Below are 16,863 nucleotides of genomic sequence, written 5' to 3'. Positions count from 1 at the left end.
TTTTTTTCCTCTTAGTACAACGGTGATGCCGGTAAAAACAGTTCGGTCAGCAGCAGCGGCTTACCGCTTAATCGCAGGCGGGAACGTCGTCCCCACAGTCCGGCATCACGGCCTATCTCAATAAAGTCCCGGGTTAATGTCGATGATGTGAACAGATAGCGTCCTAACGGCGTTTTACCCAATTTTTGTAACGCCAGCTCAGGGCCACTTAACGTTGACACAGGAACGACGGTACGCCCGGCAAGCCAAGGTTCACCATCAGCACATAACAAAATTTCACGTAACCAGTAACGAGACTCTTTCGGCAGCAGCGGCAATTCTTCGGGGATTTCATTCTGCTCGACAAACCCTTCGCGGATCATCGTCACACTCACCGTTTTTCCCTGCTGTTCAAAACGTTTGGTCATGGAATCTTCCAGCAACAACCAGTCGAGCAGTTGCGGTTCCAGCGCAGGGATCTCTGCAAAATAGCGCAGCGCACGCAGTTGCGTTAACGCGGGGTGTGACATGCCGAACTCTCCGTTACATAACGTAAAGGCATTGTATCGCAGAAAAGCGTTAACGGGAGATGTAAAGCATATTAAGTGATCTAATACGCAACAATAACGCAACAATCACCAAGGGAGAGAAAAAAAGGTGCATCAGAAGACGCACCAGTTGTTGCAAAATCAGCACTGTGGGGCGTAATTACCCCTTGCCTTTTACACTGCTGATAAAGGTGGAACGGGCAGATGTCGATCCCAGACGTTCAGCTTCATCAAGCAGTTTTAACGCCTTATCAACATCACCTTTCGCGACAGCGTTTTTGATCGCGGTATTAAAATAACTTTCCGTGTCGTTGAGCATAGGTTCGCTTTTCTTCGCTGACACTGGAGCAGGCGCAGCTACGGCTGGCGCTGCCGTGTTGCCTACCGTAACCGGAGCAGGAGCGGAAGAACCAAACAGCGGCCCTACCAACACGCTGGAGCTGGAGTTGGTCTTCACTTTCAGCTTCAGCAAGCCATCAGTGGTATGACGGGCAACCGGATCTGGAATATCCGGTACCGAGTTACCAACGCCTTTGGCATAGGCTTTTGCCGGGTCGAGCAGTTGGGTCGTCTGCTGGAGATCTTTTTCAGTGGTAAAGACCAGAACATAAAGTTTTTGCTGCCCCAGTGCTGGCGTCAGGCGCATAACCCCTTCCAGGCGATCGGCACTCATGACGCCGGGTTCCTGATAGGTGAAATAACTGCTGGGGAAGAAGGCCGATGGCGTCATGTTTTGATCAAGAATCAGCACATTCGGCGCAAATACGCTGGTTTGTTTGTTCACTTCACTGGTCAGCGTCAGAGTAAGCTCGCCAATATTGGCCGGAACGCTGTATGCGGCAACCGGGCCACTGATACCAGGGATGTTCAGTTGTTGGCCGCCGGTCGCCAGTTGGGTCGTCTGAGTCTTAGATTGGTCGACCGGTGTCCAGGTTAATTGTTGCAGCGCGGCAGATGGAATGGCTGGCGCGTCGCTGGTGTTTTGCGGTACGTAGTTGACGTTGGCCAGGCTGATTCCAGGCGCACTCGCCAGCACCCCTGCTGATAAACAGAGGGCGATGAGACTTTTATTCATTTTCATTGTTTTCACCTCAAAATCTGGAGTTCAGCGGTGGCCAGGCAATAGCGCGCTAAACCCGATAAACAGAGGGGCTTACGCCCTTTATAGATAATGACAACCTGTTTTTATGCCGGATGCGGTGCAAGCACCTTATCCGGCCTACATTCGACAGCGGTTGTAGGCCTGATAAGACGCGACAGCGTCGCATCAGGCGTTGGTTGCCGGATGCGGTGCAAGCACTTTATCCGGCCTACATTCGACAGCGGTTGTAGGCCTGATAAGACGCGACAGCGTCGCATCAGGCGTTGGTTGCCGGATGCGGTGCAAGCACTTTATCCGGCCTACATTCGGCTGCGGTTGTAGGCCTGATAAGACGCGACAGCGTCGCATCAGGCGTTGGTTGCCGGATGCGGTGCAAGCACCTTATCCGGCCTACATTCGGCAGCGGTTGTAGGCCTGATAGGACACGACAGCGTCGCATCAGGCATTGGTTGCCGGATGCGGTGCAAACACTTTATCCGGCCTACATTCGGCAGCGGTTGTAGGCCTGATAAGACACGACAGCGTCGCATCAGGCGTTGGTTGCCGGATGCGGTGCAAGCACTTTATCCGGCCTACATTCGGCAGCGGTTGTAGGCCTGATAAGACGCGACAGCGTCGCATCAGGCGTTGGTTGCCGGATGCGGTGCAAGCACTTTATCCGGCCTACATTCGACAGCGGTTGTAGGCCTGATAAGACACGACAGCGTCGCATCAGGCGTTGGTTGCCGGATGCGGCGTAAACGCCTTATCCGGCCCAGGTTTTGCTATTACCACCAGATTTCCATCTGGGCACCGAAGGTCCACTCATCGCTATCGCCACGACCGAAGCTACCGCCTTCGAAGTTCGCCGGAACAGCTTTGCCGTAGTTCGGGTTAGAAGAGGAACTACCGTTGTAGTCATAACCCCATTTCTCATCCCACTTGGCGTAGGTTGCGAAGACACGAATAGCCGGGCGTGACCAGATGCTGTCGCCAGCCTGCCATTGTTGTGCGAGGGTGATTTTGTACTGGTTGTTCTTGTCGCCAGTGCGCTGGGATTCGACGTTGTCGTAGCCGATCTCCATCAAGGTACTCATGATAGGCGTCCACTTGTACATCGGACGAATACCGACGGTCCACCATTTGGTGCCGTTGTCGTTATCCCAGTTGATGTCCTGATACATACCCACGTACATCATGTCCCAATTGTCACCCATAGAAATCGCACCGTGATCCAGGATACGCAGCAGGTGACCGTTGTTGTTGATGTTGTAAGCAAAGTGTTCGTTATCAAATGCGACGCCAGACCCTTGCGACAGCCCTTTGCCCTGTGAGGTCATAGAGTCTGTTGCGTACTGAACAACAAACTTGTTAAAGCCTTTCAGGATGCTCTGGGTATGCTCGGCAGTGAACATCCAGCCATCTTTCGATGCGCCATCAACCAGACGATAGTTATCACGCAGGTTGGCACGACCGTAGTCGACACCCAGCTCTAAGGTTCCGCCCGGGTTAATTTCCATCTGCGCTAAACGCACGTCAAAGACGTCGTTCGCAGTTTCGTTGGTATAGTCATAAATATTGTTGCTGGCGAAAGAGGAAGAACCGCCCGCTTCAGAAGAACGCGTTGCTGCCAGGGAAAGTTTACCGAAACCAACGTCGATGTTTTCCAGACCGGCACCAGGACCAGAAATATCCCAGTAGTAGAAGTCGATCATATGAACGTCATGACGCTGATAGAAACGCTTACCAGCCCAAATGGTGGCACCTGGCAGCCATTCAATCAGGTTTTTCCCCTGCACATTCGCTTCACGGAAAGCCGGATCGGTGGCCTCCCAGTCATTCTGTTGTGCTACGGAATAGGCCACGTTAGTGTCGAAATAGAAGCTCTTATCGCCTTCTTTCCACACTTCCTGACCCAATTTTAATTCAGCATAAGTTTCACATTCGTTGCCAAGACGGTATTTACTTTGAGCGCCAGTGGTCTGGAAACACTGTTGTTCACCGCCGCTCCCTGTCCAGCCGATACCGGAACGAGCGTAACCGTGGAAATCCACAGCCATTGCCTGAGCAGACATTACGCCCGCTGCGACGGCAACCGCCAGAGGAAGTTTGCGCAGAGTAATCATCATTCTATCTCCTGAGTCATTGCTTTTCTTTTTTCACATCACCTGTCACAGGCTCTGTGTCTTTTGTAGGATGCTTAAACGCCCGGTTCCTGATGCAGTCGACGACATGCAGTGCCATCCTCACGGAACAGATGGCAACGCTCTGGCGGCAGGCCGATAGCGAATGTGGCACCTTCTTCTACCAACACCACGTCAGACTGGCGGTACACCAGGTTTTGACGAATAGAAGGGATCTGGATATGAATTTGCGTTTCGTTGCCAAGCTGTTCGACCACCTGAACCTCACCCTCAAGGATGACGTCAGCGATATCGCTTGGCAGTAAATGTTCCGGGCGAATGCCCAGCGACATGTTGGCACCGACCTGAACATCGCGGCTTTCAACCGGAAGCCAGACTTGCTGGAGGTTTGGCATCGGCAGCTCAACCTGGACCTGATCGATTGCGGTAGCGGTTACTTTCACCGGCAGGAAGTTCATCTTCGGTGAACCAATAAAACCGGCGACAAAGCGGTCTGCCGGATAGTGATACAGTTCAAGAGGCTTCCCGACTTGCGCCACGCGACCAGCGTCCAGCACCACGATTTTGTCGGCCAGCGTCATCGCTTCGACCTGATCGTGAGTGACGTAAATCATTGTGCGACCCAACCGTTTATGCAGACGGGAAATTTCGATACGCATCTGTACGCGCAGCGCTGCATCGAGGTTGGAAAGTGGTTCATCGAGTAAAAACACGCTTGGCTCGGCCACCAACGTACGACCAATCGCCACACGTTGACGCTGGCCACCGGAGAGCGCCTTCGGTTTGCGATCCAGCAAGTGCGCCAGTTGCAGCACTTCCGCTACCTGGTTAACACGCTGGTTGATGACCTCTTTCTTTGCGCCTGCTAATTTCAGGCCAAACGACATATTTTCTGCCACAGACAGATGGGGATAGAGCGCATAGGACTGGAACACCATGCCGACGCCGCGTTCTGCTGGCGGGGTGTCGTTCATTCGTTTTTCATCGATGAACAGGTCGCCGCTGGTGATCGTCTCAAGACCGGCAATCATGCGCAGTAAAGTGGATTTACCGCAGCCAGATGGTCCGACAAACACCACGAACTCACCTTCGTGGATGTCGAGATTGATATCTTTCGATACCACCACATCCCCCCAGGCCTTCGTTACATTTTGTAGCTGTACGCTCGCCATGCCCTTCTCCCTTCGTTACAACCTGTCATCGACAGCAACATTCATGATGCAGTGACTATGCGTCATCGGAAGATGGCTTAAATCCTCCACCCCCTGGCTTTTTTATGGGGGAGGAGGCGGGAGGATGAGAAGATGGTGTCTGCATACTAATCCGAGGAGAAGTAAGGAAATTCGTGATATTGCTTGCAAAAAACATGGCAACTTTGTGTGCGCCTCCCCGCAATACGGCTATTTCTGCGACGCAGATCACACAAAACGAGGGTGGGGCGTAGGGGCAAGGAGGATGGAAAGAGGTTGCCGTATAAAGAAACTAGAGTCCGTTCAGGCGTTTTCACAAGCACTTCACCAACAAGGACCAGAGATTATGAAAATAAAAACAGGTGCACGCATCCTCGCATTATCTGTTTTAACGACGATGATGTTTTCCGCCTCGGCTCTCGCCAAAATCGAAGAAGGTAAACTGGTAATCTGGATCAACGGCGATAAAGGCTACAACGGCCTCGCAGAAGTGGGTAAGAAATTCGAGAAAGATACCGGAATTAAAGTTACCGTTGAGCATCCAGATAAGTTGGAAGAGAAATTCCCCCAGGTTGCGGCAACTGGCGATGGTCCGGACATTATTTTCTGGGCGCACGACCGCTTTGGCGGCTATGCCCAATCTGGTCTGTTGGCTGAAATCTCCCCAGACAAAGCGTTACAGGACAAACTGTATCCTTTCACCTGGGATGCTGTTCGTTATAACGGCAAACTGATTGCTTATCCGATCGCAGTTGAAGCGTTATCGCTGATTTATAACAAAGACCTGCTGCCGAACCCACCGAAAACCTGGGAAGAAATCCCGGCTCTGGATAAAGAACTGAAAGCGAAAGGTAAGAGCGCGCTGATGTTCAACCTGCAAGAACCGTACTTCACCTGGCCACTGATTGCCGCCGACGGTGGTTATGCGTTCAAGTATGAAAACGATAAATACAACGTGAAAGACGTTGGTGTGGATAACGCTGGCGCGAAAGCGGGTCTGACCTTCCTGGTTGATCTGGTTAAAAACAAACACATGAATGCGGATACTGATTACTCCATCGCAGAGGCAGCCTTTAACAAAGGTGAAACTGCGATGACCATCAACGGTCCGTGGGCATGGTCCAACATCGATACCAGCAAAGTGAACTACGGCGTGACGCTGCTGCCGACCTTCAAGGGACAACCTTCCAAACCATTCGTTGGTGTTCTGAGTGCAGGCATTAACGCTGCCAGCCCGAACAAAGAACTGGCGAAAGAGTTCCTCGAAAACTACCTGCTGACCGACGAAGGTCTGGAAGCGGTAAATAAAGATAAACCGCTGGGTGCCGTGGCGCTGAAGTCTTACCAGGATCAGTTGGCGAAAGATCAACGCATTGCCGCCACCATGGATAACGCCAAAAACGGCGAAATCATGCCGAACATCCCGCAGATGTCCGCCTTCTGGTATGCCGTGCGTACCGCAGTGATCAACGCTGCCAGCGGTCGCCAGACTGTTGATGCCGCGCTGAAAGATGCACAGGGTCGTATCACCAAGTAATGCCGTTAAATGCCGGATGCGGCGTAAACGCCTTATCCGGCCTGGAAAACGAAACCTATGTAGGCCTGATAAGACGCACCAGCGTCGCATCAGGCATTGATTGCCGGATGCGGCGTAAACGCCTTATCCGGCCTACGAAACCGAAACCTATGTAGGCCTGATAAGACGCCTCAGCGTCGCATCAGGCAGTTGTTGTCGGATGCGGCGTAAACGCCTTATCCGGCCTACGAAACCGAAACCTATGTAGGCCTGATAAGACGCCTTAGCGTCGCATCAGGCAGTTGTTGCCGGATGCGGCGTAAACGCCTTATCCGACCTACGAAGCCGAAGCGTATGTAGGCCTGATAAGACGCGCCAGCGTCGCATCAGGCATTGATTGCCGGATGCGGCGTGAACGCCTTATCCGGCCTGGAAAACGAAACCTATGTAGGCCTGATAAGACGCACCAGCGTCGCATCAGGCAGTTGTTGCCGGATGCGGCGTAAACGCCTTATCCGACCGAAAAAACGAAACCTATGTAGGCCTGATAAGACGCCTCAGCGTCGCATCAGGCAGTTGTTGCCGGATGCGGCGTAAACGCCTTATCCGACCGAAAAAACGAAACGTATGTAGGCCTGATAAGACGCGCCAGCGTCGCATCAGGCAGTTGTTGCCGGATGCGGTGTAATCATTTATCCGTCCTGGAATGAGGAAGAACCCCATGGATGTCATTAAAAAGAAACATTGGTGGCAAAGCGACGCGCTGAAATGGTCAGTGTTAGGTCTGCTTGGCCTGCTGGTGGGTTACCTTGTAGTTTTAATGTACGCACAAGGGGAATACCTGTTCGCCATTACCACGCTGATTTTGAGTTCAGCGGGGCTGTATATTTTCGCCAACCGTAAAGCCTATGCCTGGCGCTATGTCTATCCGGGAATGGCCGGAATGGGCTTATTCGTCCTCTTCCCTCTGGTCTGCACCATCGCCATCGCCTTCACCAACTACAGCAGCACCAACCAGCTTACTTTTGAACGCGCCCAGGAAGTTCTGTTGGATCGTTCCTGGCAAGCGGGAAAAACCTATAACTTCGGTCTTTATCCGGCAGGTGATGAGTGGCAACTGGCGCTTACCGATGGTGAAACCGGCAAGAATTATCTCTCCGACGCCTTTAAATTTGGCGGCGAGCAAAAGCTACAGTTGAAAGAAAGCGTCACACTGCCTGAAGGCGAGCGCGCAAATCTGCGCGTGATTACCCAAAATCGTCAGGCACTGAGCAACATTACCGCCATTCTCCCGGATGACAACAAAGTGATGATGAGCTCCCTGCGCCAGTTCTCCGGTACGCAGCCGCTCTACACGCTGGGCGATGATGGTACGCTGACCAATAACCAGAGTGGTGTAAAGTATCGCCCTAATGACCAGACAGGCTTTTACCAGTCCATTACCGCCGACGGCAACTGGGGCGACGAAAAGTTAAGTCCGGGTTATACCGTAACCACCGGCTGGAAAAACTTTACCCGCGTCTTCACCGACGAAGGCATTCAGAAACCGTTCCTCGCGATTTTCGTCTGGACCGTGATGTTCTCACTGATCACTGTCTTTTTAACGGTGGCAGTCGGCATGGTGCTGGCTTGTCTGGTGCAATGGGAAGCGTTGCGCGGCAAAGCTATCTACCGCGTACTGCTGATTCTGCCCTACGCCGTCCCCTCATTTATTTCAATTTTGATTTTCAAAGGGTTGTTCAACCAGAGCTTCGGTGAAATCAACATGATGTTGAGCGCACTGTTTGGCGTGAAGCCCGCATGGTTCAGCGATCCAACCACTGCGCGGACGATGCTGATTATCGTCAACACCTGGCTGGGTTATCCGTACATGATGATCCTCTGCATGGGCTTGCTGAAAGCGATTCCAGACGATCTGTATGAAGCCTCTGCGATGGATGGCGCAGGCCCATTCCAGAACTTCTTTAAAATCACGCTGCCGCTGCTGATCAAGCCGCTAACACCGCTGATGATCGCCAGCTTCGCCTTTAACTTTAACAACTTCGTACTGATTCAACTGTTGACCAATGGCGGCCCGGATCGTCTTGGCACCACCACACCAGCCGGTTATACCGACCTGCTCGTTAACTACACCTACCGTATCGCCTTTGAAGGCGGCGGTGGTCAGGACTTCGGTCTGGCGGCAGCGATTGCCACGCTGATCTTCCTGCTGGTGGGTGCGTTGGCGATAGTGAACCTGAAAGCCACGCGAATGAAGTTTGATTAAGGGAGATAACAAAAATGGCAATGGTCCAACCGAAATCGCAAAAAGTACGTTTATTTATTACTCACCTGCTACTGCTACTTTTTATCGCGGCGATTATGTTCCCGCTGCTAATGGTCGTCGCCATCTCGCTGCGCCAGGGGAACTTCGCGACCGGCAGCCTGATCCCGGAGCAAATCTCGTGGGATCACTGGAAACTGGCGTTAGGTTTTAGCGTTGAACAGGCGGATGGTCGCGTTACGCCACCGCCGTTCCCGGTACTGCTGTGGCTGTGGAACTCGGTGAAAGTCGCGGGGATTTCTGCGATTGGTATTGTGGCGCTCTCCACTACCTGCGCCTACGCCTTTGCCCGTATGCGCTTCCCTGGCAAAGCGACGCTGCTGAAAGGGATGCTGATTTTCCAGATGTTCCCGGCGGTACTCTCACTGGTCGCGTTGTATGCGTTATTTGACCGCCTGGGTGAGTACATTCCGTTCATCGGCCTGAATACCCACGGCGGCGTTATCTTTGCTTACCTGGGGGGGATTGCGCTGCACGTCTGGACGATCAAAGGTTATTTCGAAACTATCGATGGCTCGCTGGAAGAAGCGGCGGCGCTGGATGGCGCGACGCCGTGGCAGGCCTTCCGCCTCGTCCTGCTGCCGCTGTCAGTACCGATTCTGGCAGTGGTGTTCATCCTGTCATTTATCGCTGCTATTACTGAAGTTCCGGTCGCGTCGCTGTTACTGCGTGATGTGAACAGTTACACCCTGGCCGTGGGTATGCAGCAATACCTCAACCCACAAAACTACCTGTGGGGTGACTTTGCTGCCGCTGCTGTGATGTCTGCATTACCGATCACCCTCGTCTTCTTGCTGGCTCAACGCTGGCTGGTCAACGGCCTGACGGCGGGTGGTGTGAAAGGTTAAAGATGTTGTTATGCCAATGTTATGCCGCTGCACCCTCAACTTACGTTATCCTAACTTGTGACTGTTATTCGGCGCTCTTCGGAGCGCCTCTTTTTTACTCCCGCTTCAGCCGTTTCGAATTACACAGCCATAGAGTGATCACCAGTAACAGGATCGCTGCAGAGTAGATCAACACATCCAGTGGCGATTTATGATCGACGATGATCAAGCGCACAATGGCGGTGATCCCGATATAGACAAAGTAACGTAAGGGAAAGTGAAATCCGGACTGAAAATACTTCACAATCAGGGCGATAAATTCGAAATAGAGAAAGTAAACCACCAGCCCTTCCACCAGCTCATATTTGCTGGTTTGTTCTGGTGCGAACAGCACATCAGCCAGATGCACCGTTTCTTTGCCGAGAAAGACAACCAGAATCAAGCCCAGGCACAACAGGCCAAGATTGAGTACGGTCTGCAAAATAGTGGAGATAAACTCCACGCGGGGACGAGATAGCGACGTCATAACAGCCCTCCAACTCAGTGGCGAGCTTCCTGTATAACGTAAAAATGTGACGGAGATCTATATTTTTTGTGTATGTTTTGTTCAACCTGGATTTAGATGGCTCCTCCCGCCAGCGCCGGATGCGGCTCCCCGTAGGCCGGATAAACCGCGCCTGACTGTGCCTCCGGCAAGACACGCGCCCCAAAAAATCACCCATTCAGGTGATTCCCAGCCACCAACAAAGCGCGAAAAATCGACAATGTTCCTCTGGAACAAATAAAACCTAACCTGATAAAGGTGGTAAAAATGAAGCCTTATTTTGCTGCTTTGTTGTTATCAGTCTCTGTTCTTCCTGCTTTTGCCGGTCCGCTCGGTACTGCTGATAAAGCCGACCTTCCGCAAAGCAATGTCTCCAGCCCAATGATGGCTCAGTCGCTCAGGCAACCAGACCTGCAACCTATATCGACGGACAGGAAGACAGAATGTTTTCGCCTTTACACACCAGATCGTAAACCGGGGGTGAACTGCGTTCCTGATGGCTCGACAGGCCATTAAGAATGAGGGTGCCAGTGATTGCGAAAGCTGGCACCTTTCCCATGACTTAACGGAAATTTACGCTACGATCGCTGGTCATATCATACAACTGGAACTTACGCCCAAGTTGCTGACCACCGTCGCGCGTCAGCGGTGTCCAACCAATTGCCGCACGACTGCGGGTCGGGCCGGACGAGAAGAGATCCAGCGGTACAGAGACATACACGCCTTTGGTGAAATCCCCTTCCCCGTACTCCTCTTTCGAAACGTTAGTGATCGTGGCATAGCCACCCACCACCACGCCGCTATCAAAACGTTTGGCAATCTCCAGCGTACCGCCTTTATCCCCTGCCAGATACTGCCCGACGCTCGCTTTGACTAACACATCCTGGGCGAAAGATGGCGTCCAGTACGCGGTCAGATGTCCGGTTTTCACGCTGTAATCGGTAAACTTCATCATATCTTTCGCGCTACGCCAGTCGCGCTGTTTCACATAGTTAGCATCCAGCCCAAACGCCCAGTTGCTATCCAGCGGACGATACAACACTTCTGCCCCCGCACCGCCAAACATGGTTTCGAGATAGCCGCCGTAGACCTGGCCATAGAAGCCGTTGCCCAGATGCTGGAAGTAGTTGGCTTGCAGGTTATTGACGTAAACATCGTTCTGCACATATTCACGAACATGAGTACGCACACGCGGCAGATGGGAGTCCTTCGGCGGGTTAGTGTAGTTAAACTTGTCGTAGTTATTCGCCAGGTTAGCAAACAGGCTGCCGGTAGTCAGCAGATGATCCGTTAGCCAAAAATCCGCCGTCCCCATCACGCCAAGCTGGTACATATAGAAATTTTCCGGGCCACCAACTGACTGATTCAGTACTGGATCGATATGGAAATCAAAGCGCGATTTGTCAAAATACCAGCCTTGTTCAGTGGACTTCGGCACCACCGGTTCGACGCGTTTTTGTGCCAACGTTGTTTCATGACCCAGCGGCTCTCCGGCAAGATGATTTTTCAGGCTGGCGACATCCGTTTCGGTGGTCACCTGCGGCATATTAAGCCGATTTTCCGTTATACGGATCATGCGGATCCCATCCGGCAGATCGTTCATCACGATCCGATTGGCACGAATGATCCCTTCGCGCGAATCGCGATATTTCACCTGCTCGCCGGTAACATACAGCGTATCGCCTTTCACCTGGATCTGCGGATCGGCAAGCCCGGCGTTGTATTTCAACAGCGTTAACTGATTCGCCACCACCGAATGCTGCAAAATGGCATCCTGCGGCTGCGGCTGGTATTGCGGTCGGGCGTTATCGTTGTACGACGGGCGCAGATCGTTAAAGTTGGTGCGCAGCGTGACGCCAAACATAAAGGTGTTGCCACGTTCATAGCTAAGGTTAACGTCGGCCCAATCGGTAACGCGATAAATCGCCCCGACGTTAAACTTACTTTTTTGCTCCAGCTTCCCAGCAAAATCCTGCTGATAATTATTGCCTTCATACTCCAGTTTCAGGCGCAGCGGCTGCCAGGGCGTCTGGTATTCCACTCCCCCAAACAGCGAGGCCGGGCCGTGGAACATCTGGCTGCCGTCGATAGAACCCGCCTGTTTATAGCTGTTATCGCGATAGCAATATTTGTCACTGGCTGAACAGAGCGGATTTTTCACGTTACCGCTGGTGCCCAGATATCCCCAACCCAGGCCGAGCGTGAAATCGAACGGCCCCCAGGCTTTGCTGGCGACCAGATATTCCGCATCAAACAGCCCCGTACCGCCGATATCCCGCGCGCCAACAGCCACCTGCGGCATCCAGTAACTCTCTTCCCACAAACGCAGTTTAAGATCGAAGGCTTTATCTTTATACGTTTGGTCGCCAGAGAACGCTTCGACGCTGCTGTACTGTCTGGTACGCACGTCGGTATAGCGCAGCGTCGTTTCCAGCCACGGGAAGAGTTGCACTGAAGCTGAGTAATAACGGTACTGATCGTTATCGCGGTAGTTGAGACTAAGCTCCCCTTCCCGCGCCATACGGGCGGTGGGCGTTTGCAACAAACCGACGCCGCCGAAATCTGATTGCGACGGCCCGATAGGCGCAGGATACGTTTCGCCGTAGCAGGCCGCGCTAATGCCCAGCGCCAGTACGCTAAGCAGATGTCTTTTTTTCATTATTGGGGTATCCGCTGCGTCAGAATCTGAAGAATGTCGGCGTTCAGGGCGTCTGGCGTCTTACTCCAGACGGAGTCCGCCAGGCCAACATAAATAATGCTGCCGGGCATCGGCTCTACGTGACGCTTGTTCCAGTAAGCCACCGGCGCTTTTTGCGTGCGACCGTCTGGATAAATAACCCATGCGTAGCTGCGATCCGCACCACTAAGCAGGTTCTGACCGGAGAGGTAACTCGCCACGTCACGACCTGGGGTAAATGGCTGATTGCCTGGACGACTAATAAGCCCAAACAACGTGACCGTTGACGGCGGAGATCCGACCCACAGCGTGTAGTTGCCCTGCAACGGCGGGTTACCGCGTTCGGCAACGCGCACCATATCGGGATCAAGATTGATTTTTTGCCTGCCCGTCACTTTCAACGCCTGAATTTGCTGGCGTAAGGTGTTAATGGCGGCGGCATCATCACCGCTGGAATCTGCGGCCAACGCCGCCAGTCGTGCCAGCAACGCCTGCTGTTGACGCAATGCCGCCGCCGTTGCCAGCTCTTCGCTAATCACCGCACCGGGCCACCAGCTATTTGCCAGTCGTGGTTGCCCCACCAGATCGATTAAATACTCTGCGCCCGTCAGCGTTTTTGCCTCGCGACTACCATTGCTAAACACCTTGACGGTTCCCGCCGCCAAGACCGATGACATCCCTACGCTCAAAAGCAACGCTGCAATTGTTTGTTTAATCATTGTTTTGCTGCCTTGATGAGCGTGGTTTTCACCGGGAAATAATCTGCACCGAGATACTGTTCCGACTGGCGAATTTGTCCTTCGCTGTCGATCCAGTAACGGTTATGCCAGCACGCCTGATCGGTGGAGACTTCTTCATCCAGCACGCGAACCGGGGTTTCATCGCTGCCGACTTTGACGGTGTCAGTACCATCCCATTTAAAGACTGAACGAGCTGTGGCGTAGCGCACCTGCTGGTACTCGGTCCAGCCCATCGTGCGAGTCCAGGTTGTGCCATCAACGATTTGTGCGGGTTTGGTCAGCGGATCGGCAGCAAGATTATTTACTTCAATCAGGTTGTCGCCACCGAGCAGGGTTTTCACCAGACGACCATGTTGCGTAACGAGGGTGGCCTGATCCTGAGTAACCCATTTTTGTTGTCCGTCTTCAGCGAAGGCCAAAACGACAAATAACTGTGGACCGCCATTAAGCTGCATATACTGGCTGGCGTAGGGCATATTTTGAATATCATCGTCCGTAAGCTGAACGCCCGGCGTACCGAACAGGCTGTCCCACAGTGAGTTGCCCAGTTCTTGAGTAGTGGCTGAACAGGCCTGTAATAACAGGCAGATAAGAATGAGTGCAGGTCGCTTCACGACTCTTCTCCAGAGGGGCAGAATAACCACACCGGAGTGTGGTTATGGTAAATCCCTTCATACCTCAAGCCACAGATGCGATGACTCGAATTATTTTGGGGATACATACTTTATTACTGAGTACTGGTGGTCGTGGTTGTTGTGGTCCCGGTATTAGAACCATCACCGCCACCGGTTGCCGCGAGCGCGACGCCCACCGCCGAGCTTACGGTGCTGACGCTGGTCGCAGAGGAACTACCCGCTGAAACCGACGTTGCTGCTGACCCTGCCGCTTCGCCCACCTGTACAGGTGCAGCCCACGCAGAAGTCACCGCAAGCGCAGATATGGCAAAAATGCCATACAGAACTTTTTTCATAATAATTTCCCTTCATTGAATGAATGGAGATTTACCCAAAAACATTTCGGGCGGGATCGAGTATACACAACTAAAGCATACGAATTACGCCGCGGGGAATTAGTGAAGGGGTTTTAGGATAATTGGAATGAATATCAACTATATATTTTTATAATATGAAAACAATCAGTTAAATCATTCAGTTAAAATAAATATAAAAATAAATTCCCTGCGTATCTTCTGAAATTAACACAGACTAAAAATATATTTTAGGATTAACCTCACGGTATGATTTTCGTTAAATCATCGGCAAGGGGATTTATCTGATAAAACAATGCCGACTTATAGTCGACATTGTTTTTAAGGTTATTTAGTCAATCGAGCTATGTATTAATTGCCGAATGCGATGTACATATCGGCATCGACCTGTAGGCCTGATAAGACGCGACCGCGTCGCATCAGGCACCGGTTGCCGGATGCGGCGTGAACGCCTTATCCGGCCTACATATCGGCATCAGAAATGCACGATGATTAACCGCGCCACGCTTTATAGCGGTTAATCAGACCATTGGTCGAGCTATCGTGGCTGCTGATTTCTTTATCATCTTTCAGCTCTGGCAGAATGCGGTTCGCCAGTTGTTTACCCAGCTCTACGCCCCACTGGTCAAAGGTGAAGATGTTCAGGATCACGCCCTGAGTAAAGATTTTGTGCTCATACAGCGCAATCAAGGCACCCAGACTGAACGGGGTGATTTCGCGCAGCAGAATGGAGTTGGTCGGGCGGTTGCCTTCGAACACTTTGAACGGCACAACATAATCGAGCGTCGCCGGATCTTTACCCTGATCACGGTATTCCTGCTCAACCACTTCGCGGGATTTACCAAACGCCAGAGCTTCGGTCTGAGCGAAGAAGTTAGACAGCAGTTTCTGGTGGTGATCAGAGAGCGGGTTATGGGTGATAGCCGGGGCGATGAAATCGCACGGCACCATTTTGGTTCCCTGGTGAATCAACTGGTAGAACGCGTGCTGACCATTCGTACCTGGTTCACCCCAAATAATCGGGCCAGTCTGGTAATCCACCACGTTACCGTTACGGTCAACGTACTTACCGTTGGATTCCATATTGCCCTGCTGGAAGTACGCCGCAAAACGGTGCATATACTGGTCGTATGGCAGAATCGCTTCAGTTTCCGCGCCAAAGAAATTGTTGTACCAGATGCCGATCAGCGCCAACAGTACAGGCAGGTTTTTCTCTGCCGGAGTAGTGGAGAAATGCTTGTCCATGGCGTGTGCACCGGAAAGCAGTTCAACGAAGTTATCAAAACCGATGGAGAGAACAATCGACAGACCAATCGCTGACCACAGAGAGTAACGACCGCCGACCCAATCCCAGAACTCGAACATGTTAGCGGTATCAATACCAAACTCGCCAACAGCTTTCGCGTTGGTGGAGAGCGCCGCAAAGTGTTTCGCAACGTGCTTCTCATCGCCAGCCGCTTTCAGGAACCAGTCACGCGCACTGTGGGCGTTGGTCATAGTTTCCTGAGTAGTGAAGGTTTTAGACGCCACCAGGAACAGGGTGGTTTCCGGATTCACTTTTTTCAGTACTTCTGCGATGTGAGTCCCATCGACGTTAGAAACGAAGTGCATGTTCAGGTGGTTTTTGTACGGGCGCAGCGCTTCAGTCACCATGTACGGACCAAGGTCAGAACCACCGATACCGATGTTTACCACGTCAGTGATTGCCTTGCCGGTATAACCTTTCCACTCACCAGAAATAATCGCTTCCGAGAAGGTTTTCATCTTCTCCAGCACCGCGTTGACTTCCGGCATCACGTCTTTGCCATCAACCAGAATCGGCGTATTGCTACGGTTACGCAGCGCCACGTGCAGTACAGCGCGGTTTTCGGTACGGTTGATCTTCTCGCCAGAGAACATCGACTTAATCGCGCCAGCCAGATCGCACTCTTTCGCCAGATCCTGTAATTTCGCCAGCGTCTCTTCGGTGATGCGGTTTTTGGAGTAATCCACCAGCATCTGATCGTCGAAGGTTGCGGAGAACTTAGAAAAACGATCGCCGTCTTTAGCAAAAAGCTCAGCGATCGTAACGTCTTTCATTTCATCGAAGTGTTTCTGTAGTGCCTGCCAGGCAGCGGTCTGCGTTGGATTGATATTTTTCATTAGCAATACTCTTCTGATATTGAGAATTGTGACTGTGGAAGATTGTAGCGCCAGTCACAGAAAAATGTGATGGTTTTAGTGTCTTTAGCTCGTTCAACCGCCGAAATGGATAAAACAGTATAGCTGTTATAAGCACAATTTCTGGCCACCAGCGCTGCATGAAT

The 16,863-nt window shown here is 52.1% G+C and carries 14 protein-coding genes; 4 read left to right on the top strand and 10 right to left on the bottom strand.

Features of this window, described 5'->3' with window-relative positions; all coding sequences use genetic code 11:
- Window positions 1-11 precede the first annotated feature (11 nt).
- The 4 genes from ubiC to malK form a co-directional block, all read right to left on the bottom strand.
- Window positions 12-509, bottom strand: coding sequence for a chorismate lyase (ubiC, locus tag C7B16_RS15350; RefSeq protein WP_000019214.1), 498 nt, complete (start codon window positions 507-509; stop codon window positions 12-14).
- Window positions 510-687: 178 nt separating this feature from the next.
- A complete protein-coding gene (malM, locus tag C7B16_RS15340; RefSeq protein ID WP_001517567.1) occupies window positions 688-1,608 on the bottom strand; it encodes a maltose operon protein MalM in 921 nt (306 codons plus the stop codon).
- 788 nt (window positions 1,609-2,396) lie between these two features.
- The gene (gene lamB, locus C7B16_RS15335) at window positions 2,397-3,737 is read right to left on the bottom strand and encodes a maltoporin LamB (RefSeq protein ID WP_001517566.1); all 1,341 of its coding nucleotides are present in this window, start codon (window positions 3,735-3,737) and stop codon (window positions 2,397-2,399) included.
- Window positions 3,738-3,808: 71 nt separating this feature from the next.
- Window positions 3,809-4,924 carry a maltose/maltodextrin ABC transporter ATP-binding protein MalK gene (gene malK / locus C7B16_RS15330; RefSeq protein WP_000179158.1) on the bottom strand — a complete coding sequence of 372 codons (1,116 nt, stop codon included), beginning with the start codon at window positions 4,922-4,924 and terminating at the stop codon, window positions 3,809-3,811.
- Window positions 4,925-5,288: 364 nt separating this feature from the next.
- On the opposite strand from malK, the gene malE reads away from it, so the two are divergent.
- The 3 genes from malE (at window position 5,289) to malG (ending at window position 9,629) form a co-directional block, all read left to right on the top strand.
- On the top strand, window positions 5,289-6,479 hold the full coding sequence (gene malE / locus C7B16_RS15320; protein ID WP_000695404.1) for a maltose/maltodextrin ABC transporter substrate-binding protein MalE: 1,191 nt from the start codon (window positions 5,289-5,291) through the stop codon (window positions 6,477-6,479).
- 700 nt (window positions 6,480-7,179) lie between these two features.
- On the top strand, window positions 7,180-8,724 hold the full coding sequence (gene malF, locus C7B16_RS15315) for a maltose ABC transporter permease MalF (RefSeq protein WP_061090595.1): 1,545 nt from the start codon (window positions 7,180-7,182) through the stop codon (window positions 8,722-8,724).
- Between the two features lie 14 nt (window positions 8,725-8,738).
- Window positions 8,739-9,629, top strand: coding sequence for a maltose ABC transporter permease MalG (gene malG / locus C7B16_RS15310; RefSeq protein ID WP_001252091.1), 891 nt, complete (start codon window positions 8,739-8,741; stop codon window positions 9,627-9,629).
- A 94-nt stretch (window positions 9,630-9,723) separates the two neighbouring features.
- Here malG and psiE read toward each other — a convergent pair whose 3' ends face one another.
- Window positions 9,724-10,134 (bottom strand): phosphate-starvation-inducible protein PsiE, encoded by a 411-nt coding sequence (gene psiE / locus C7B16_RS15305; protein WP_000202902.1) that lies wholly within the window; start codon window positions 10,132-10,134, stop codon window positions 9,724-9,726.
- Window positions 10,135-10,389: 255 nt separating this feature from the next.
- Between psiE and C7B16_RS15300 the strand changes: the two genes are divergently transcribed.
- A complete protein-coding gene (locus C7B16_RS15300; protein WP_000804022.1) occupies window positions 10,390-10,668 on the top strand; it encodes a hypothetical protein in 279 nt (92 codons plus the stop codon).
- 46 nt (window positions 10,669-10,714) lie between these two features.
- Here C7B16_RS15300 and C7B16_RS15295 read toward each other — a convergent pair whose 3' ends face one another.
- The 5 genes from C7B16_RS15295 to pgi all read right to left on the bottom strand — a co-directional run bounded on the left by C7B16_RS15295 (window position 10,715) and on the right by pgi (window position 16,699).
- Complete coding sequence (locus C7B16_RS15295; protein WP_107179875.1) at window positions 10,715-12,811, bottom strand: YjbH domain-containing protein; 2,097 nt, start codon at window positions 12,809-12,811, stop codon at window positions 10,715-10,717.
- Window positions 12,811-13,548, bottom strand: coding sequence for a capsule biosynthesis GfcC D2 domain-containing protein (locus C7B16_RS15290; protein WP_016262767.1), 738 nt, complete (start codon window positions 13,546-13,548; stop codon window positions 12,811-12,813). The genes C7B16_RS15295 and C7B16_RS15290 overlap by 1 nt, the downstream gene beginning before the upstream one ends.
- Window positions 13,545-14,183 carry a YjbF family lipoprotein gene (locus C7B16_RS15285; RefSeq protein WP_001517554.1) on the bottom strand — a complete coding sequence of 213 codons (639 nt, stop codon included), beginning with the start codon at window positions 14,181-14,183 and terminating at the stop codon, window positions 13,545-13,547. The genes C7B16_RS15290 and C7B16_RS15285 overlap by 4 nt, the downstream gene beginning before the upstream one ends.
- Before the next feature lie 113 nt (window positions 14,184-14,296).
- Entirely contained in the window at window positions 14,297-14,539 is a 243-nt protein-coding gene (yjbE, locus tag C7B16_RS15280; protein ID WP_000757338.1) for an exopolysaccharide production protein YjbE, read from the bottom strand.
- A gap of 510 nt (window positions 14,540-15,049) precedes the next feature.
- Complete coding sequence (gene pgi, locus C7B16_RS15275) at window positions 15,050-16,699, bottom strand: glucose-6-phosphate isomerase (protein WP_000790017.1); 1,650 nt, start codon at window positions 16,697-16,699, stop codon at window positions 15,050-15,052.
- Window positions 16,700-16,863 lie beyond the last annotated feature (164 nt).

It is taken from the genome of Escherichia sp. 20412-1 (assembly GCF_003027595.1).
GTDB lineage: Bacteria > Pseudomonadota > Gammaproteobacteria > Enterobacterales > Enterobacteriaceae > Escherichia > Escherichia marmotae.
This window is presented reverse-complemented; position numbering and strand designations above follow the sequence as displayed.